Source organism: Fibrella aestuarina BUZ 2 (assembly GCF_000331105.1).
GTDB classification, from domain to species: domain Bacteria; phylum Bacteroidota; class Bacteroidia; order Cytophagales; family Spirosomataceae; genus Fibrella; species Fibrella aestuarina.
In genome coordinates this window covers 2,980,413-3,001,311 of record NC_020054.1, presented here as the reverse complement: position 1 = coordinate 3,001,311, position 20,899 = coordinate 2,980,413, and the positions used below count along the sequence as shown (strand labels likewise).

At 57.2% G+C, this 20,899-nt stretch carries 13 protein-coding genes; all 13 read right to left on the bottom strand.

Features of this window, described 5'->3' with window-relative positions:
* Positions 1-124: 124 nt before the first annotated feature.
* Positions 125-1,405, bottom strand: a complete 1,281-nt coding sequence (locus FAES_RS12180; protein WP_015331514.1) for a polysaccharide pyruvyl transferase family protein — start codon at positions 1,403-1,405, stop codon at positions 125-127.
* Between the two features lie 39 nt (positions 1,406-1,444).
* Complete coding sequence (locus tag FAES_RS12175) at positions 1,445-2,989, bottom strand: beta-galactosidase (protein ID WP_015331513.1); 1,545 nt, start codon at positions 2,987-2,989, stop codon at positions 1,445-1,447.
* Positions 2,990-2,994: 5 nt separating this feature from the next.
* Entirely contained in the window at positions 2,995-4,908 is a 1,914-nt protein-coding gene (locus FAES_RS12170; protein ID WP_015331512.1) for a heparinase II/III domain-containing protein, read from the bottom strand.
* A 10-nt stretch (positions 4,909-4,918) separates the two neighbouring features.
* The gene (locus FAES_RS12165) at positions 4,919-5,329 is read right to left on the bottom strand and encodes a sugar 3,4-ketoisomerase (RefSeq protein ID WP_015331511.1); all 411 of its coding nucleotides are present in this window, start codon (positions 5,327-5,329) and stop codon (positions 4,919-4,921) included.
* A 95-nt stretch (positions 5,330-5,424) separates the two neighbouring features.
* Entirely contained in the window at positions 5,425-6,219 is a 795-nt protein-coding gene (locus tag FAES_RS12160; protein ID WP_015331510.1) for a PKD domain-containing protein, read from the bottom strand.
* 47 nt (positions 6,220-6,266) lie between these two features.
* Positions 6,267-7,985 carry a RagB/SusD family nutrient uptake outer membrane protein gene (locus FAES_RS12155; RefSeq protein ID WP_041257808.1) on the bottom strand — a complete coding sequence of 573 codons (1,719 nt, stop codon included), beginning with the start codon at positions 7,983-7,985 and terminating at the stop codon, positions 6,267-6,269.
* Positions 7,986-8,011: 26 nt separating this feature from the next.
* Positions 8,012-10,858, bottom strand: coding sequence for a SusC/RagA family TonB-linked outer membrane protein (locus FAES_RS12150; protein ID WP_015331508.1), 2,847 nt, complete (start codon positions 10,856-10,858; stop codon positions 8,012-8,014).
* 20 nt (positions 10,859-10,878) lie between these two features.
* A complete protein-coding gene (locus FAES_RS12145; RefSeq protein WP_015331507.1) occupies positions 10,879-12,627 on the bottom strand; it encodes a RagB/SusD family nutrient uptake outer membrane protein in 1,749 nt (582 codons plus the stop codon).
* A 6-nt stretch (positions 12,628-12,633) separates the two neighbouring features.
* A complete protein-coding gene (locus FAES_RS12140) occupies positions 12,634-16,122 on the bottom strand; it encodes a SusC/RagA family TonB-linked outer membrane protein (RefSeq protein WP_015331506.1) in 3,489 nt (1,162 codons plus the stop codon).
* Between the two features lie 128 nt (positions 16,123-16,250).
* Entirely contained in the window at positions 16,251-17,222 is a 972-nt protein-coding gene (locus FAES_RS12135) for a FecR family protein (protein WP_015331505.1), read from the bottom strand.
* 66 nt (positions 17,223-17,288) lie between these two features.
* The gene (locus FAES_RS12130; protein WP_015331504.1) at positions 17,289-17,915 is read right to left on the bottom strand and encodes an RNA polymerase sigma factor; all 627 of its coding nucleotides are present in this window, start codon (positions 17,913-17,915) and stop codon (positions 17,289-17,291) included.
* Between the two features lie 74 nt (positions 17,916-17,989).
* On the bottom strand, positions 17,990-19,000 hold the full coding sequence (locus tag FAES_RS12125) for a GRP family sugar transporter (RefSeq protein ID WP_015331503.1): 1,011 nt from the start codon (positions 18,998-19,000) through the stop codon (positions 17,990-17,992).
* A gap of 247 nt (positions 19,001-19,247) precedes the next feature.
* Positions 19,248-20,879, bottom strand: a complete 1,632-nt coding sequence (locus FAES_RS12120) for an ADP-ribosylglycohydrolase family protein (protein ID WP_015331502.1) — start codon at positions 20,877-20,879, stop codon at positions 19,248-19,250.
* Positions 20,880-20,899: the final 20 nt, after the last annotated feature.

Sequence of the window (20,899 nt, the reverse complement as noted above, 5' to 3'; positions counted from 1 at the left end):
CTTTTTTCCCGGAAAATCAGGCGCGAATTCGTGGCTCGACCCACACACAGAGATGGGCATCATTGGTGGCGGTAGCCACGCCCCCACATCGGTGTACCAAGCCTGCTCTCAGGCAGCGAAACCCCTACAACCAGGTTTCGCGCAGGATCCTGAAGGTTTTGTCGTAGCGGCTGTTCACGTTGGCCAGCGCCTTCTGCACGTTTTTCTGGGCTGCTTTGTAGTTCGTCGTCACCTCCATCAGCCGGTCGGTGATCTGCCTGCCCGTAGTTTGTTCGATCTCGAACGTCCAGTCGCCCAAGCCAAGGTCGTAATACATCTGGCCTTTGATCGTGTCCTGCGGCTGACGCAGGTAGAAACAGGGCGTTCCGTTTACGGCGGCCATAATGGGCGAATGGCATTCGAAACTCAGCACCGTATGCGCCTGTGCATACACAGCAGCGGCCTCGTCGGGTAGCCAGTAGCCGTGCTTGACCACCTTCGCCTTCACGTCAGCGGGTAGCGGGTCGATCAGCAGTTCGTCGAGAAGGTCGGCCTGGTAGGTCATTTCGGGGCAAACCAGCACCTTGTGGCCGGTGGCCCGTACCCAGGCAATCATCGCCTCGCGGAGTTTGGCATGGTCGGCTTCTTTCCAGGTATCGTTCAGCGCGTTGACCTCCTTTATTTTGGCCTCGCTCCAGCCTGAGTTGGCGCTGATCCGGTAATAAGGCGTGACCCGAAGCCGGGGAATGGCGCAAATGAACTGACGGAGCTTCAGGTCGTTGGCCGCCAGAAACGCGTTGGCGTTGGTATCGTCGCGGATGGTCAGCGCGAAGGTAGCATCGGGCGCAAACGCGATGTGACTGCCCGACAGGCCCGCTTTGCGCAATGCTTCGATCGAGGCCGTTTCGCGCGTGAATATCAGCGACGCCTGCGACAGCAGGGTTTTCAGGCGGGGGTAGCTGTTCTGGATCGTGACGCCAAACAGGCCAAAGGGCTTGTTGGTCTGCGCATGCCAGGCCTCCAGGTAATCGAGGGCGACGACCATCGGCCCGGAACCGTGCAGGAAAAAGTCGGCTTCCCGAAACGCCTGTTTGACCGCTTCCGACGCCGGTACGTTATCGACCACATTGCCGTGGATGATGAGCACGTCGGGGTAATAGTGGTGCAGCATCGTCTCCACTTTCTCGCTTCGGCTTCGTTTCCACAGGATTAGCCGGGCTTTCGGCAGGCGCTGCTTCAGCAGGGCAATCAGCCCCGGCGTATGGGCAATGTCGCCGATGTTGACATCCTGCCAGCCCGACGTAAACAGAATGACCGGATCGTCTTTTCCACTCGCCAGCGCGATGCGGGAGGCCAGCAAGGCGGCGCTCATCAGGCTCACCTGCCGGAGAAACGCCCTGCGGTTTTGGGGCAATGTGCTGTCCATACGTTTAGTAGAGAATTCGTTGGATACGCGTATACGACCTCAATTTTGGGTTTTTATGAGGCTTTTATCCGCAATCAGAATCGGCGCATCATAGACCGGAATGTCGGTAAAGGTGTAGGTCATCCCCGTTTTTTTCCACTGGTTCGCCGGAATCGTATAGACGCCACCCGTGATAATATCAACGTAAACCGGCTGGTCGAAGCGGGCATTGGTAAACGTGAAGGTCAGTGTACGCGTCTTGTTCGATTCGACGGGAATCGCCTCATCGCTCCAGATCGTAAAAAGCTGCTTGCCAGACGTTTTGTGCCGATAGCCATAGACCGCCAGGCTCCGGTCGGTACCCGGCGTGTAGCTAACCTCATCGGCATTGGCGGGCACGTAGCTACGGTTGTGCGTGTGCTCTACCTTCGGGATCCGCTCCAGCGTGTGATCGAAGATGGACGTTACGTGCTGAACCGCGTAGTAGGCCATTTTGGGCCGGATCGCCCGCTTCGTCGAGTCAGACTGGATGAGGCCTTTGTAATTCAGCCGGTGAATAGGACCATTCGTGTAGGCCATTTCGATGATGCCGAACACGCTGGTTTCGATGTCGTGGCCCAGATCGCCCAGCATGCGCCGGGTATACCATTTGGCCTGCGTCAGCTCCGACCAGTCGTAATCGCCCAGCGCGCCGCGTCCAAAACCCGGACTCGATGGCGCGCCGTTCTCGCCCTGCCGCAGCGGAATAGTGGGTGCGTATCGATCGAGCGCCGCCCGCAGTTGCATCACTTTCGGGTAGTGCGAATCGGGATTATAGACGTAATCGTGGTAGGTGAAGTTGTTGAAAAGGTTGATCTTCTTTTTCTCGGCCAGCACCTTAAAAAACCGCTCGGCATACGCAAGGCCGATATGCCCCAGCCCCAGCCCCGACACCTTCGCTTCGGGTTGAATGCGCTTGATAATATCGATGGTGCGGATGTTCATCGCAGCGGCTTTGTCGGGCGTATTTTCCAGGTTGTCGCCAAAGTTGGGCTCGTTCCAGATTTCCCAGTCAACCACCTTGTTTTTGTAGCGTTTCACCAGCGCTTCTACCCACCTGTCCCAGGCGGCGAGTGCTTCGTTTGAGGTAGGTACCCCCGCCCCCAGGTTCGACCCACCACCCTGCGGGTAATTATGATTCCCGTACGACGTTTGCAGCCAGGGTTTGAGTCCCCGCTTGTGCGCATCGTCGACAATATGATCGAGCCAGGCCCAGTCGTATTGCCCTTTTATTTTTTCGGTCTTATCCCAGCCGGCCTGCATGCGCAACCGCTTAATCCCGAGCGGCACCAGGTATTCCTTGTATTGGTCGTAATCGGTAAAGTCGCGGTCGAGGGTTTCGCAACCGATCAGCCAGTTCGACGACGGAATTTCGTCGGTTGACCGTGGCTTTACGGTGCCCAGACGTGGCATTGAAACGGCCAGATCGGTCTTGACCCGGTCGGGTGACGTGTCGATTTTCTGGGCCACCGTTGGGGCGAACGTACCTGACAGCAGGCAACTGGTTAAACCCAAAAAGGAGAGTCGTTTCGACAGGCCGTGATAGGGAAACGCATTAATAGGCATAGGCTTTACCGATGAGGTAACGTTTGGTTGAGTTGCTGCCGGGCAACGCTGCCCGGCACTAGTTGTACGTGAAGGTTGGCAGCCGACCGGGCGGGTGTTTCCATCCGAACCACCAGTCGGCTCACCCCCGGATTTGGCGAATCCTGCGGGTTTCTGGCTTGCGAAACGTCGTCAATATCGATCTGATACGTACCTGAACTGCTAAACAGCAGTTCCAGCGTTTGACCATCCTGTTGCAGTAAGAGGCCCTTCGGAATTCGGCTCACCTTGGCTTTGGTCAGCCATTGCCAGGCCACCGATACGGGTTTATCGCCGGTTGTCCATGCATCGTCCAGCGTTACCGACCGATCTGGCTGCAACCGAACCGTGCGCTGCGCCGTCGCGACCTGATCGGCGTACAACGGCGTCAGATCAAGCGAATTACCGACGGCGCCGGTGCGAACAGGTAACTCATCAACGGTGGCTCTTGCGCCTATCAGTTGTTGCGCACCGTTGAAACGGAGGATGTTATGGCCATCGGGACCAACGCGGAAGGTCGTCCAGCGGGTGCTGGTTTGGGCGTAGTTCCAGAGATCGAGTTTGGCCGCGCGCATCTTGTCGTAGCTCTCGGTGCCCAGATCGAGCGCCCAGCGAACCCCATCGGCTTCCATCACAAAACTACCCACGTCCATGTGCGCGTGCGAGTGGTTGGGCGTGCCGCCTTTAATGGCTACGAACGTACCCAGCGGATCGGTCCAGGACGAGCGCATCACGGCGATGGGCAGCACACCCGTCGAGGTCCAGTGCAGCGGCGACGTACCGGTTGCTTTGGTGCCCAAGGCCGGATTCCACCAAATCAGTTCGAGCGAGGTGTGGCGGTTTTCATGCACCGGGCTTTTCACGCCGGTCATGGCCGAGCGATACAGCGTTTGGATATCCGCGATTTCCTGCCGGGCCAGGTCGGGCTGGTGATTTTCCCGCGCGAACCACAGCATGATCGGCTCGTTTTGCGTCTCAACGTGGTAATCGGAGTAGTTGAAATCAAGCCCGCTCGGGCCCACCACCTGCAAGTTAAAGTCGGCGGTTTTCAGGAAGCCGGGAAACTGTTCGAGACTGTAACTGCTGCCCAACGCCGACCGAAGTGCATCGATCAAGAGCACATGAAACGTGGTGCCGTACGACCAATAGCTCGGTCCTTCTGGATAAGCGCCGTCGGGGGCGTAGACGGCACCGGCATGGGGTAGGTTTTTAATGGCCCGGTTGATAATCTGCCGACTCAATTCCGGTTCGCGTTCGGCAATGGCCAATGCCCCTATCGACAGCCCACCGTGGCACACCTGATTCCAGTTGAAATCGCCATCAACCCAACTGCCGTTGCCTTCCGGTACGTTGAGCGACGGCAGCAGCGCGTTTTTTACGATCGCCTGGGTAATCTGCTCGCGGTCGGCGGGGGCTAAGTCATCGTACAACCAGTCGAGGCCAACGCCAGCGGCCAGGGCTCCTTCGCCCACATCCAGAAAATGGTTGGGTGCCCAGTCGGGCAGCGCAGCCAGTTGGAGCAGTTCATCACGGGCCCGGCTGAGGAATCGGTTGTCGCGGGTGAGCCGGTAGGTCATGGCCAGGGTCAGTATCCGGCCCTGCACCGCCCGCATCGGCCCGAACTTAAAGCCCGTTGTCGGGTAGTTGATCCGCTCAGCAGTCAACAGCGTTTCCGCCTGGTGCAGGATATACGCTTTCAGGTGCAGCGAAACCGAGTCGGATTGCTTTGCCAGAGCGGCGAACCGGTCGGCGCTGGCGAAGAGACGGGGGTGCGCCGGCAGGGTTTTTAGGTAAGCCTCAGGTACGTTGCCCCCGCCCGTTTGCGCCCAACTCAGGCCCGAACAGGCCAGTAGGATAACCAGCGCAATACCGACGAACCCATGTTGACCAACGTTTCGCATATATTATTGATTAACAGAAGTATACTACTGAAGCCGACGCTCGCTCGTTATGGGTTGAGCCAGGCTTTTGATCAATGTAATCAGCCGCATCATAGCCTTCATTCGACACGACGAGTACAATAGCCGTATTGCGGAAAGCAGTCAGAAGATGCCAGTCTTCGGGCTCCAGAACCAGACACTGATCTGGCTTATCGAGGGTGAAGCCGGTAGCTTGCTGCCCGTTGTCGACTAACACATCGACACTTCCTTGTAGGCAGGTCAGCGCCAGCCAGGCTTTCTTATGCCGATGCCCACCCCGGACAGCACCGTCGGCATTGGTGATGTAGAAAACACGTTTTAACGTACCCGGAAGCACCCGTTCCAGGACCGTCAGATCGCCCCGCTCGCAGCTGTGTTGCGTCAGTGTCAGTAGATGCGCCATACGTGTTTCAGAAAAAGAACGGACTCTTGCTCCGGCAACCCGGCTATGCCATCGACGGCATACGGAGGGAGGGCCAGCCTAAGCTGGCCCCGGTTTTATGGTATGGAGAGAGTGACTGTCTTTTGGGCAGCGTCAGCACTGCCCGTGATTCCGGTGGCGGTAAGCGTAACCGTATAGGTACCAGCCTTGCTATAGGTGTACGTTGGCGAAGCGTCGGTGACCGGGGCCGATCCATCACCAAAATCCCAGGAATAGCTGACCGCATTCAGGGATGCATTGGTAAAGGCGATTTTTCGAGCTGAAGCCGCGTCTGCTTTCGACGTAAAATTGGGCACCGGCTTCAGAATAGCCGGATCAAACGAAATAACCGTCGTTTTCAGGGTGGGGTTTACCGGCGCTTGCGGGCTGGCTATGGTCACCGCCATCGCCAATTTTTGCCCAACAGGAGCCGTCCGGAGGTAATCGAGGTCGATTTTCAGGTCGAACGGGATCACGTAGCTGCCGCTCCCGATGGTTACGGTCGTTGGCAGCACCACTTTATCCGCGGGCAGCAAAGTTGTACCCACCAGTGCGCTGGCGCTGATCAGGCGACTGACCGTATCGGCATTGGCCGCCACCGTCACGGCGACATCGCCCTCGTTTGACACGCCGCCCCGGTACACGCTCAGGGGAATGACAATTTTCTTGTTGGCCCCGTCGACCGTAAACCGGTACGCTCCTGATGTGGCGATACTGGCGATGGCAAACACGCCGTTTTTAGCCGCAGGCATGTACAGGATCTGCTGCGGATAGTCGGCTTTGGCAATTTCTTCGTATGTACAGGAACCCAGCAGCAGACCGAATCCGAGGCCGATCAGCATGAACCGAGTGGTAGTTAGGAGAGAGACCATACAGTGGTGGCGTTAGGAAAGCAGAGTAGGTACGTACCTGGCACGGGTTACCAGAGTGGATTCTGAATCAATCCTCTCGACGTGTTCAACTCGCCCTGTGGAATGGGATATAAGTACATTTTAGGCTCAAAAACCCGGTTTTCGACCACAACCGGTTTGTAAGTGAAGGTGGTAGTGGTGCCATTGACCACCCGGTTGATCTCAACCCCCATTAGCGGTGCGCCCAGGTACTGTGGCCCCTGCATCCAGCGGCGCACATCCCAGCCGCGGTGGTCTTCAAACGCCAACTCAACCCGCCGCTCATTTCGGATTCGTTCCCGCATCTCGGTCTGCGACAGACCAGCCGGTAACGCGGGCATGCCTACGCCCGCCCTGGCACGTACCCGATCAACATAGGTTTTGATGTCGACGTGGCCGGGCGATGCCTCGTTCAGGGCTTCGGCGTAATTCAGGAAGATTTCGGGCAGTCGGAACAGATTCCAGGAATAGGCAGTGGTATTGTTTAGCAGCAGGTTCAGATTCTCGTTGACGTACTTTTTCAGGTAATACCCGGTCTTCGTAGCGTTGACGATGCCCTTACCGTCCCGACCACCCGGCCAGATCTCAACATTTCGCCCTTTATAGGGGGTGTTGTTCAGAATAACGTTCAGCCCCAGCCGGGGGTCGCGGTTGGCGTAGGGGTTGGCCGCATGCACCGGGTTGTTCCAGTCAAACTTGGTCCCGTTGGTCATTTCGTAAGCGTCGACCAGGTTCTGCGAGGGCGTGGTGCCGCTGTTGCCCAGGTCGTAGCCGATGGGGTAATTGGCCTTCTCGAAGTCGTTCAGGTTCGACGCGTTCCGGCGCGCGAAGATGATTTCGGGCAGGGTGTAGCTGTTGGTAATGAACAGGTTTCGGTAGTTGGTGTTCAGCACATAGCCCGTACCGGCCAGATCAATCACGGCTTTGGCGGCATCGGCGGCGGCTTTCCAGCGTGCCTGCCGGTCGCCGGTCAGCGAGATCAGCTCCGGATTGGCATAGCCGCCCGCCCAGGTCGGCGTATTGAACAGATCACTGGCCGCATACAGCAGCACCCGGCTCTTGAGCGCCAGCGCCGCTCCCCGCGTGGCGCGGCCCAGATCAGACGCCGGCGCCGAATAGACAACGGGCAGGTTTCTGGCCGCCGAATCGCACTCAGCGGTAATGAACTGAATGCAGTCGGCCAATGAGTTGCGCTTTATGCTCTGAAAATCAGATTCTACCGTTAGCACCTGATTGATAATCGGTACGCCACCGTAGCGCTTTACCAGTTCGAAGTAGAAAAACGCGCGCAGGAAGCGGGCTTCGTATTTCCACCGTTTAATCTCGGCCAGCCGGTTCTGATACACGGTTTGTGCCGACGGTGTGGGGTCCAGTTTGTACTGGTTCAGGTTCACGCTGTCTGACGCCGCCAGGAACTGGTTCGTTTTGCGAATACCCCGGTAGAAGGTCGCCCACAGGTTGTCGGGGTTGTCGATGGCATTCCACGACCCGGTGTTGAACTTCTGCACATTGGATGTTTCCAGCGTATGTTCCGCCTCGTCGGTTGCCGACGCCGTCATGGCACCATCAATTTGCAGGTAGCCCGCGGGCAGATCCGAATAAATGGAACTTACGCGGTTTAACGTGTAGTCGTAGGAGGTTGTCGCCTGCTGGGGCGTGATCTCGGTATTGAGCTCGCGGTCCAGGTTCACACAGCCACTCAGCCAGACCATGACGGCCACCCAGCCTATGGATACAAATCGTCTCATTGGGTTTGTCTTGATTAACTGCTGTCTTAGAATTGAAGCCGGATGCCTATACTGACGGTGCGCAACGGTGGATAGCCACCAATCACCTCGGGGTCGGCATACCCGTCCATGCGATCGAGCGAGAACAGGTTCGTCCCATTCACGAACAGGCGGGCGTTGCTCAGCTTTACACGGCTAATAAGCTGACTAGCAACGGTGTAGCCCAGCTCCAGACTACGTAGCTTGATGAAGCTACCATCGCGCTGCCAGTAATCGGAAAACTGGAAGTTGTTCAGGTTATTGGAGGCCGACAGCCGTGGGTACGTTGCCGTGGCGGCCGTTTCGGGCGTCCAGCGGTTCAGCGCAATGGGGCCCACCTGCCCGTTGTTCTGGAACGCCTGGAAGAGCGTACCGCCGAAATACGTGGTTCGGCCGGTTACCCCCTGAAACAGGAATTCCAGATCGAAGCCTTTGTACTGAAGCCGCGAATGCAGACTCAGCGTGAGGGTTGGTATCGAGGTGTTGCCGATCGGGCGGGTGTCGTTCTGGTCGATGATGCCGTCGCCGTTCTGGTCTTTGTACTTGATGTCGCCGGGCTGCACCGGGGCAAAAATCTGCCGGGGACTCGCCGCGATATCGGCCTGATCCCGGAACAGGCCCAGCGCCTGCAACCCAAACGGCTGCCCGATTGGCTGGCCCGTCGTATACTGGTAGTCATACAGCCGGATCGCTTCCGAGTTATACACGATTTTGTTCTGCGCGTACCAGCCGCTGGCTTCCACCATGTACTGCAGCTGGCTGGCAGACGTACCTGTGGTTGGCCCGCTGCTGTACCGAACGGTAGCCTCAAAGCCGCTGTTGGTCACCTTACCCTGGTTGAGCTGGGGCAGCGTAGTGCCAATGTATTGGGGCACGGTGCTGTTGGGTGCCGCCAGAATGTCGTAGCGATCCTGCCGGAAGATGTCGAGGCCAATGTCCAGCCGTTTGGCCAGAGTCAGCTCAACGCCCACGTTCAGTTTCTTTTCTTTCTCCCAGCTTACATTCGGATTGGCGACTCCTTCAACCAGGCCATTCACCTGCGTGTTGCCCGTTCCCAGGTAGTAGGCGGCCGTGTATCGATAAGGCTGTTCGTAGAAATACCGGTTGGGGCTGCCGATCTGGTCGTTCCCCGTCAGGCCATACGAGGCGCGCAGCTTCAGGTACGTTACCAGCGCGTTATTCTTCAGAAAAGCCTCATTTGAGGCGATCCAGCCAACCGATGCCGCCGGAAAAAACCCGAATCGCCCACCCTTCGGAAAGGCTTCCGAGCCCATGTAGCCGACCGACACCTCCCCGATGTACTTGTCGCTGTTGGTATAAGTCAGCCGTCCGCCGCCACCCAGGTGCTTGAACGGCAGGCTCTCGATGGCATTGCTGCCCTGCGTGGTATTGGTGTAGCTATCCGAATTGTACATCAACAGGGCCGAGATGCTGTGCCGACCAATCGTTCTGTCGTAGTTCAGGAAGCCCTGGAAGATGATGTTCCGGTATTGATCTGAGTTGGCTTCGTTACCGACCAGCGACGTATTTTGCCCGAAGCGCGTGTAGAGGGTATCGCCGGCCACGCCTTTGGTGGCGAAGTAGCGCTCATACTGCTTCGTTTTATCCGAGTAACTCCGGAAGAAATTGTTGAACGACACAGCCGCCGACACACTCAGGCCGGGGGCCAGCATGTCGAGTTGCTCGGTAAAGCGCAGGTTCGTCTGAATGGTGCGGCCGTTGGAGGTGTACGACCCGGTTTGCAGGAGGTTGGCCAGTGGGTTGCTCAACGCACTGGTGCCGCCAAACGTACCGTTGGCATTGTAGACGGGGAAGGCGTTGGGCGGCAGGGTGGCCAATGAATTGAAAATGCCCCCCGTGGTGGTGCCGCCCGGATTGCTTTTGTCTTCCACCGACCCACCCAGGGTAAGCGAGGCCGACAGGCGCTTGGTGAGGTTGATGTCGACGTTCGAGCGGAAATTGACCCGTGAATACTGCGAGTTGACACTTTCAGCAACCATATCGCCGGTGTTCTTATACAGGCCATTGCTCATCACCGCGTTCAGCAGTACGAAGTAGCGAACGCTGCTGTTGCCTCCCTTAAAATTCAGGTTATAGGTCGAAATCGGGGCCGTTTTCCGCAGCACCTGATCATACCAGTTTACGTTGGGGTGGAAATACGGGTCGCTGCCCGTGCGGTAGGCATCTAAGTCGGTGTCGGTATACAGCGGGGCTTTACCATCATTTTTCAGCCCTTCGTTGTACAGGCGGGCGTAGTCATACGAGCCCAGAAACTGGGGGAGCCGGGTGGCCGTGTGAAACCCCTGCTGCGTGCTGAAATTAACCACCAGCGGACTGTCGGCGCCCCGTTTGGTGGTGATCAGCAGCACGCCGTTGGCCCCGCGCAGGCCGTAAATGGCCGTGGCCGACGCGTCTTTCAACAACGAGACGGTTTCAATTTCGTCGGGTACCAGTTGCTCGTAGGAACTCTCGTAGCCATCGACCAGCACCAGTACGTTACGGCCCGTGCCGTAGGTGTTGGTACCCCGCGCCCGAAGCGAGGGCGAGTCGTTGCCGGGTTCGCCACCGCTCTGGCCAACCGTGAGGCCGGGTAGGCGGCCAAAGAGCGTGTTACCCAGGTTGGTCGTCAGGTTTTTACGCAGGTCGTTGCCCGAAACAGACGAGATGGCGCTAGTCACCTTCCAGGCGGGCTGCACCCCATACGCGATGGGCCGGTCGGTGTTCCGATCCGAAAAAGATAACGGGCGGGCCGTTGTGACTGTATCCTTGGTGGCCACCTGGCCTTCCGTAACCTGACAAAGGCCAAGGTACAGCAACGAAAGCAGCCCTATAGTAGAGTAGTTTTTGGCGTTCATACAGCGCAGGAGGAGAGTGCTTACCAGCCCGGATTCTGGACGAGGTAACCCTTGTAAACTTCGGAATTCAGGAATGGGTGGAGGTACATGCGGGGCAGGAACGTGCGCACCTCTTTCACGTAGGGCTCATAGCGGAATTCGGTGGTGCTGTTGGCGAGCTTGTAAATGCGCATGCCATACAGCTTCCCCTTCATTACGCCCTCGTTTTCGGCGATCATCCAGCGGCGGATATCCCAGAGGCGGTGGTCCTCAAACGCCAGTTCGATGTCCCGCTCGTTGCGAACCCGCGCCCGAAATTGCTCCTGCGTGAGCCCCGCTGGCAACTTGGGCATCCCCGACCGCGCCCGGATGGTATTCACGGCATCGTAGGCCGCCGGCACGGGGCCCTGGGCTTCGTTGAGCGCTTCGGCGTAGTTCAGGTACGCCTCGGCCAGGCGGAACACAATGGAGTTGGGCACCGCGTTGGCTGTGCTCGACAGCAAATCAGGAATCAGTTTTTTCATCCAGGCCCCACCCCAGCAGGACGCCGCATTGCGCCCGCCCTGAAACGTTTCCAGCACCGGGTAATCCTTGTTCCAGTACGAGCCGTTGTACCCGACTGTCTGGGCGAAGCGGGGGTCCAGCTCCGCGTATTTCTTCATCAGGTCGGTGCCGCCATTGTCCAGATCCCAGGTCTGGGGCGTGCCGTCTTTCTTTTCGTACTTCCGGATAAAATTGTGCATCACCGACACCCCACCCCACGAACCAAGGGCAATAACGGCCGGCTGGGTGCCATACCACGGAAACTGCTGGCGACCCCGCGCCCCGTAGGCTTTTTCGGCCAGCACGATTTCGGTGTTGTCGTTCTGCTCCCACATGAATTTGTAGTTCTTGTCGGTGCCTTTGTCGGTGATGAGCGCGAAGCCACCGCCGGGAGCCAGTTCGATGGCCGCTTTGGCCGCGTCGGCTGCTTTTTGCCAGCGTGCATTATCCTGATTACCGTAGCAGATGAGCTTGTTGTTGTCACCCAGGCTCAGGTAGGGCGTGGCCGTGTTGAACAGGGGGCTGGCGGCATACAGCAGCGTACGAGCCTTAAGCATCTGGGCTACTGTTTTGGTCGCCCGCCCCCGGAAGGTCGCCGGGTAGGTAGCGGGCAACAGCGAAACGGCATCGTCGCAGTCTTTCACAATGAAATTGACGACCTCTTCCACGGTATTGCGCTTCACTTTCAGGTCATCGGTCAGCTGCTGCCGCTTGTCGATGATGGGTACACCACCGTAGCGTTTCAGCATCTCCGAGTAATTCAACGCCCGGATAAACTTCGCCTCGCCGATCACCTGATTCTTGTAGGTTTCGTCCAGGCCAGGTACGTCGTTGAGGCGTTCCAGAATGATGTTGCAGTTTCGTATGGCCGTCCAGCGGATCCAGTAGCGGTAGTCTTCCCGCCCCACCGGGTTGTCGTTGGCCGTGATGTTGGCGTCGTTCCAGTTTTCGGTATGGAAGAACGTCACCTCGGCTTCGGCTTCATCGGTGGCGGCGGCGTTGATGGTAAACGTGCGGCTGGCTGGCGCGGGGATCAGTGCCGCGTCGTTGTACGTAAAAATGGAGTGAATGCCGATGCGATACGTACCTGTGATGAACGTTTCCAGCTGCACTCTCGACGAGAAAATGGTATTCTCGTTGACGTCGACGCCGGGGGCTTTATCCAGAAACTCGCTCAGATTTTTGTCGCAGGCGGCGGCCACCAGGCACAGGATGCCACAAAAAACAGCCCTGATTATCGTTTTCATACTGGTTTAAAATTTGAGATTGAGCCCCAGGTTAAGGGTGCGGGTGAGTGGGTATGGCTCTTCGTTGGTCACGCCGGTTGGCAGCTCCGGGTCAACGCCGGGAAACACCGAACTCCAGGTGTAGAGGTTGTTCGAGTTTACGTAGAGCCGCGTACCGCTCAGGCCAATCCGGCTCAGAAACGCTTTGGGCAGGTTGTAGCCGATTTCCACGTTTTTCAGCCGCACGTAGCTGGCGTCACGAATCCAGTACGACGAGTTGACGTAGTTGTGGTTGTAGGTGCCGTTCTGCGAAAACCGGGGAAAATCAATCGGCAGGCCCTGCTCGTACCGCTCGGCGGTCCAGCTGTTTATGAGGTAAGCGGGTGCGGCGCGGTCTTCAAAGAAGCCCCGGTTCTGGGTTCGGTTGTAGGCGATGGACACGTTGCTGGCGCCCTGAAACAGCACCGAGAAGTCGAATCCTTTGTAGTTGCCGCCAAACGAGATACCGAAGATTTTCTCGGGAAAGTTGGAATAACCAATGGGCACCTCGTCGTCGGCGTTGATGACGCCATCGCCGTTGATGTCTTTGTAGCGGATGTCGCCGGGCTGGATTTTGTTGCTATTGTAAATCGAAATGGGCCGGTTAGCGTCGTTCACTTCCGCCCAGGTGTTGTAGAGGCCATCGGCAACCAGGCCAAACAACTGGCCGTAGCGCTGCCCCGTCCGATACTGGTAGCTGAACGGCCGGACGGTTTCGTCCTGGAATTCGATTTTGTTACGGGCAAAGGTGTAGTTGGCTCTCACCCAGAAAGCGAGCTTGCCAAGCTGATCGTTGTAGGTAATGTCGCCGTCGATACCCCGGTTGTTCATCTTGCCCAGGTTGTAGGCGGGCAGCGTGGCGCCAACCGTGATGGGCACCGTACCCAGGTTAGCCAGAATGTTGTCGCGTTGTTTGTTGAAGTAATCGGCCGTTACGCGGATTTTATTCTTCCACAAGGCCAGTTCTACGCCGAAATTGCGCTCAATGGCCCGTTCCCAGGTCACGTTGGGGTTGCCCAGCTTGCCTTCGATCGAGCGGGTGTAGGCGGTCTGCGTGCTCCCTACTTCGCCGAAGAAGTATGCGTTTGTGGCCGTCGTGTAAGCCGATGGCCGGTATAGGAAACGATCACTACCGATCTGGTCATTGCCCGTTTCGCCGTATGACCCCCTGAATTTCAGGTACGTTAGCACGTCATTTTTGGGAAAGAAGGCTTCGTCAGACGCGACCCAGCCCAGCGAAAAGGCGGGAAAGAACCCGAACCGCTTGCCCACGTCGAAGTTCTCGGTGCCGTTGTAGCCAAAGGTGAACTCCGCCAGGTACCGGCTTTTGTAGCCGTAGGTTGTCCTGCCCACAACGCCCTGATAGCCGTTTGGCACCAGAAACGCCAGCGTCGGATCGAAGTATTTGGTCTGGTTGTAGTTGACCAGCGCCGTTACGTAATGCTCCCCGAAGGCCCGTTTGTAATCGAACCCGAACTCGGCGTAAGCGCGGCGATTTTTCCCGATCTGCTGTTGAAAACTAAAGGGCTGGTCGACGTTCTGGGGAATGTAATTGATGGTTCCGTCGGCCAAACGGATGGCATTATACGTCACCAGCGGCCGCAGGTTAATCAGCGTTTCGGTGTTGTTGTTCTGGTAGTTTGTCAGCCCGTGCATGGTCAGCCCTTCGGTGATGAAGTCGAGCATGTAATCGAGCCGGATCGACCCTTGCAGAAAGTTGCGGTACTGCCGGTTGTAGCCGTTGGAGAACATATCGGCAATGGGGTTGTTCACGGCGGCAACGCCAACCAGATTCACAATTTTGCCGTCGATGATACCGGGGGATGTAATGGGGTTTGAGCGAGCGATGCTCTCGATGATGCGCACGGTCGGCCAGTTGGAGCCCGTCAGGTTTTCGGTTTGTGACGACAGGTCGATCGATGCTTTCAGGCGTTTGGTAACCTCGAAATCGAAGTTCGACCGGAAGTTGTAGCGCTTGTAGGTGCGGTTGGCGTCGAAATCCTTGATGACATCGGAGTTGTTGAACTGCCCGCCCTGGCTGAAAAAACCCGCCGACACGAAGTAGCGCACTTTCTCGGTGCCGCCATTGATGGTCACGTTATGCTGGGTTTGCAGCGCCTGTGGCTTCAGGGCCAGCGCGTACCAATCTGAGTTCGGGTGAAAGATCGGATCCTCGCCCGATTTGTACTTGGCCAGGTCGTCGTCGGTGAATTTGGGCGTGTAGCCGCCCGACACGTAGCTATCTGCTTTCAGGCCGGCGTTGTATGAACTGGCGTAATCGTAGCTGTTCATGCCTTTCCGCAGGTTCGTAAAGCTGGTTACGGCCAGGTTACCCGTGTAACTAAACTGCGGCTTACCCACTTTGCCCCGCTTGGTGGTAATTAGCAGCACGCCGTTGGCTCCGCGTATGCCGTAAATGGCCGTAGCCGACGCATCTTTCAGGATGGTCAGGTTCTCGATTTCGTTGGGGTCGATGTTGTTATAATTGCTGACCTGTACCCCGTTGACCAGAATAAGCGGGTCGGCCGCGCCGGAAAACGTGCTGACGCCCCGGATACGCAATGTCGACTGGTCGTTGCCTGGCTCACCACTACCCTGAACGGCGAAAAGCCCCGGCATACGCCCCACCAGTGAGTTACTGATGTTGGCCACCGGCGACTGCAGCAACTCTTTGGTGTTGACCGACGAAATAGCGCCCGTCACGGTGGCTTTTTTCTGCGTGCCGAAGCCCACCACGACCACCTCGTTGAGCTGATTCATGTCGGCCTTCAGCGTGATGTTCAGCTGCGAGCGATTCCCAACGGCAACCTCCTGTTTTTCAAAGCCGACGAAGCTAAACACGAGTACGGCACCTGCATCGGGCACCGTAATGGCATACTCGCCTTTGGCATCGGTGCTCGTGCCTTTCACGGCCCCTTTCAACACAATGCTCACGCCGGGTACCGGCTCGCCTTTCTCCGAATCGATCACCTTGCCTTTCACCACCATATCGACCACCCGGTTTGGCTGCGCGACGGGTGAGAAGTCGGCCCGTGCCCCTGCCATTGGCCCCGACGGCAGGGGCATCTCGGGGCTAAGCCGGGGGCTGCTGTCGGCGGGTTTCAGGTCGTCGGCGTCAAACGAAACCTTAGGACTCTTGCGGGGCAGGATGGTATAATCGCCCCCTTTGAGTTTTTTGAACCGAAGGTTGGCCGGCGTCAGTATCCGCTCCAGCACCTGCTCTAGTTTGTCGGTTTCGTTGAACGGCCCCGAAAACGTTTTATGCTCCAGTAGCTCTTTCTGGTAGACGAAACTGGTTTTGTGAATCAGTTCCAGCTTTTTGAGCAGCACCAGCAGGCTCGTACCGGTTCCCTGCCCTTTTACACCGTCTGTTGCCTGCCTGATTGAGGCCAGTGTTACCTGAGCGGCGGCATCCGGCATTCCGCTGAACCAGACTAACCCGAGTACCAGCGTGTAAAAAAGGATATGTCGTTTCATAGTTAAACGGGAAACGTGTGATTGACTAGGCTGTAATTGGTAGTCAAACAGACGGGGTTGGCCCTTTTCCCGTTTTTTCTATGATTATTTCCGGTTAATTTTTAAATCTTTCGACTGTCTGACGCTGGTTACTCGAACAGGTACGTATCCCCCGTTTTTTTAACGTCGGCCTCCAGAATGATGGCCAGATCCTCGATGCAATCGTCGGCCACTTTGGTGCGCAGTTTGCCGCTGAGCGTCTTGCCAGCCAACCGCTCATTGTTCAGCGTGATGGTGACGCCGAAGGTATCTTCCAGGGTGCTGATGATCTCCGGCAGGCTTTTTCCATCCAGCACGAGGTAGGCTTCTCGCCAGGCCTCATAGGCTTCGGGTACCACTTTTTTAAGCTGAATCTGTCGGCGCTGGGGCAACACGGTCGCCATGTCGCCGGGTTTCATCACCACGGCGGGCTGATCGGCGGTGGTGAGCTGCACCTTGCCTTCGAGCAAGACAACATTGGTCTGCTTCCGCCGGGTGTTTACGTTGAATTCCGTGCCCAGCACTTCCACGGCCGCGTCAGCCGTGTGGACGATAAACTTGGCTCCCTTGCGTTTAGCGATGCTGAAATAGGCTTCGCCGCTGAGCCACACTTCCCGAACGGCCGCATCGGCGAGGTTATCCCCTTCTTTGAGCGAGGAGTTGGCATTGAGCGTGACCGTCGAGCCATCGGCCAGTTTAAGCTCCTTTGTTTCTCCGTAGGCCGTCTGGTGGGTTGGCGTCGCCTGGTAGGTCCACCAGCCAAGGCTGGCCAGCGTAATCAGCACCATGGCCGCTGCCAGCCAGCCCGGCCGCCGATACCACTGCACCACGCGCACGGGTTGGTCGATGTCGGCCCAGATACGCTGCTTCAACCGCGCCAGATCGAGTTCAGACGGCTCGATTTCCTGAAACTGAATCGTTTTGACGAAGTCGATTGCCTGTTGAACCGTCTCCCTCTTGTGCGGATAGTCCACCATAAACGCCTGCCAGAACTGATTCGATTCATCGGTTGGGTGTACTACCCATTGGATGAAGTAAGGATCGTTGCAGAAGTCGTCGACAGTAAATGTGGCGTATGGCATTGCACAGGCATCAGGGTGGTACTCGTTAAACAGGACTTAACTTAGTTTTTCCCGTCTTCGGGCCAATTAATTATTTGCGAAGTAACCCGTAAGCAGGCTCGCCAGGCTCACCAATGCCCCTTTTAGTTGCAACGCCTGCTGCATCGTAGCCCGCAACGCCGCCAGGGAAACGTTGAGGGTATTGTACACGCTCTTCAGGGTAATGCCCATCACCTCGGCCGCCTGCGGGTAGCTCATCTCCTTCATGTACACCAGGTACAAAATCTCTTTCTGGCGTTTAGGGAGTCGGTTCAATTCATCGATCAGGATTCGTTTTTGATGATCCATCAACTCTTCCGCAATCAGGGCTGTCTCGTGGGGCTGAATCAAAAACTGGGCCTCATCAAACAGGTAGTCGGCCGAGTCGAGCTTATTGAACCGACCCACCGTATCCAGCAGCCGCCGACGCAGGGCACGGAACAGGTAAAAGCGGATGTTATCGGTCGGTCCAAGTCGACTGCGGTTTTCGTGCAGGTGCAGGAACAGTTCGTGCAGGCAATCTTCCACCACCTGCCGGTTGCGCACCAGGTTATAGCCGTAGCGGTACAGGTCGGCCGCAAACAGGTCGTATAACCGGGCAAACGCGGCCCGATCGCCCTCCCGAAAGGCGTTCCAGAGCTGTGTATGTTGAGCGGCAGTGAGTTGAGGAGCCATGCACGGACTGGTCTGAACGAGATTAAGGAAACGGAGCTGTTTCGGGCATTTACCGGACAATTACCGATTGGTTATCAGCGCGCTACAATCAGAAGACCGATTCCGATGATGTAACAGAGCAACATGCCGTTCAGCAACGTACCTACGCCTTTGGGCGCCGCGGCACGGGCCGCTCCGCCGAACTCTTTCCAGACATAAATACCCCAGATGGCGGCCACGACCGTAGCGCCCTGCCCCAGGCCGTAGCTAATGGCTGGCCCGGCTTTGTCGGAGGCCAGAATGCTGAACGACATGCCCAGGCACCAGATCATACCGCCCAGCACGCCCGTCAGGTGATCGCGGCCGCTGCCCCGGAAATAGTCGGCATAACTCACCGACGTACCTATGAAGGGACGCCACATCAACAGGCTGTTGAACAGCAGGTTGCTGACCAGAATACCCAACGCGAAAAAGACCACCGCCGTGTAGGGGCTGAGTTTACCCGGCTCAGGTACGTCGAAATTCGGAAACATCGCCTGGGCAACGTACCCGTAGAACAAACCCATCAGACAACCCGCCACCACCGACAGCAGCAAACCTTTGGTCGACAGCCCCGTGCCGCCGGTTGCCGTTCGGCGGTAGGCAAACGCGTTGAGCAGAATGGCCACGACGATCAAGGCCATACCGCCAAACAGCAGACCCGCGTTTCCGACGGGTGCGTTGAGGTAGTTGACCACCACGCCAATGACCAGCGCCAGCCCGATACCGACCGGAAACGCAACCGACATACCGGCAATAGCAATAGCGGCCCCCAGCAGGATATTAGCCGCGTTGAACAGCACACCACCCCAAATGGCCGAACCAATATTGGCCGTACTGGCCTGTTGCACATCGGCGATAAACGAGCGCCCCCCCTCGCCGATGCTGCCCAGCGTGAACGCTGATAGTAATGCCAGCGCCACGATACCCAGCACATAATCCCAGTAGAACAATTCGAAACGCCAGCTGCCCGCGGCCAACTTCTGAGTGTTGGCCCACGACCCCCAGCAGAGCATCGTGACGATACAAAAAAGCACGGCGGTCGTGTATGACTCGATGATAAACATAAAGGTGAAGGGGATTTTAGCGGAGATAATGAAACGCGGATTGAGCGGATTTAAGGGATGGTCACGGAGATGATAGCACGCGGATTAGGCGGATCGAACGGATGCTCACAGCTTTTTGATTGAAGCGGACGAAGAGCAACGCAGAGCTAATCCCGTTAATCTAAAAATCCGCGAGCATCCCTTAAATTTCTTCAATCCGCACGGTCCGCCGCCGGACGCGGAACGCTGCGGTTCCCATTTTCAACGGTTAATATTTGGCCAAGATGGGCTTATCGCCGAAGACGAACAGGGTACGGATGCGAACGGGATAATCCGGATCCGGATTCAGCAATTTCACCCGGAGCGTATGCTTCCCCGGTGCCAGTTGGTATTTCCAGGTCATATCGTAGCGGCGGCGGGTGAAACTGGCCGGTAGGTTGGCCGTTTCGATCTTTTTGTCGTCGACATACACCTCTAGCTGACCCGTGTAGTTGCTCTCGTAATCGTACTGATTGCCCTGCGCTTTGGGCCGAGCCTCGCCGCTGAGAATGAAACCGATCCCCTCAAACGTAGCCGTATACTCGTCTCCGGCCGGATGCGGCCCAGCCTGATGCGGCCCAACCAGGTCTTTATTCACCGCCCGTTTTTCGGTTGGGTAATGGCCGGTGAAATTCTGTTCCAGCCGTACGGCTTTGGGCGTTTGCACGGCAATGGTCACGTTGTTGCCGCTCACCTTGCCGCCGTTGCGCTCAACTACCTGTAGCGCGTGCTTCATACCAATGCCGTACACATCGTTGAGCGACATGGTCGTGTATTTGAAGTCGATATCTTCAGCTTCAGCCAGGCCCTGCTTCCAGTAGGCTGGTATCTTGTCATAGCCCAGCATGGTGCCCAGAATACCCCCTGCCGACGAGGGGTTGCAGTCGGAATCCTGCCCGGCGCGGGTGCTGATCTGCATCGTTTTGGTGTAATCGCCCTGTCCGTAGAGCAGGCCGAGCACGATGTAGGCCGAATTGATTTTAGCGTCGATGTTGTAAGGGGCAAACACACCGTCGGGGCAACCGACCTCATCGGCCCATTTGCGCTGAATCTCCAGCCAGGTACGTTTCCAGTCGGTCGGGTAGAGGTCGTGCCACTTGATCACGTCGGCAATACACTGGTAGAAGGTACTCTGCGCCGGAATGGCCTTCAAGCCCTCGCGCACCACGTAGTTGACATCGTTGGACACGAACGCCAGCGAATACATAGCCCCCACGTAGACGCCCCCGTACCAGCCATCGCCCGAGTTCATGATATGGCCAATCGGGTCGCCAATCTGAACGGCCGTGTTGGGCATTCCGGGAGCCATCAGGCCCGAAAAGTCCGCTTCGATCTGAAAATCAATGTCGTCGGCGTGAGGATTGTTGAGCCAGTGGCCCGATTCGGGGGCTTTCATGCCGTTCAGGATATTGTACCGGCCGACCTGGTTAGCGTGCCAGAGCATGTAGCCTGCGTTGGCAAAGGCGTTGGCATGTTCGCTGACGGGTGCGTCGAGGCCTTTTTTCTCGAACACATCCACAAACGTCAGGTCCATGTACAGGTCGTCGTAGAGGCCCACGTTCTCAACCATCGTCTTCTTGATGTAGCCATCGTACCAGGGAATGGGCTGATAGTCGTTCATCATGGTCCCGTTGAATTTGAACTCGGTTGGCCCGCCAAAGGTGCAGCCGATCACCTGCCCCGCCCAGCCTCCTTTGATTTTGTCCTGCAAGGCCGCTTTCGTCATGGTGACGGTGGCAGGCAATCCGGTGGCCGACAGTCCAGTGGCCGGCATCCCGGTGGCCGGTTTTTTGGGCTTTGGGGCTGGTCCAAACGCCATCAGGGCAAGGAGTGGAACCAGCACGTAGTTAAGCGTTTTCATGGTCGTAAGGGGTTATTGAC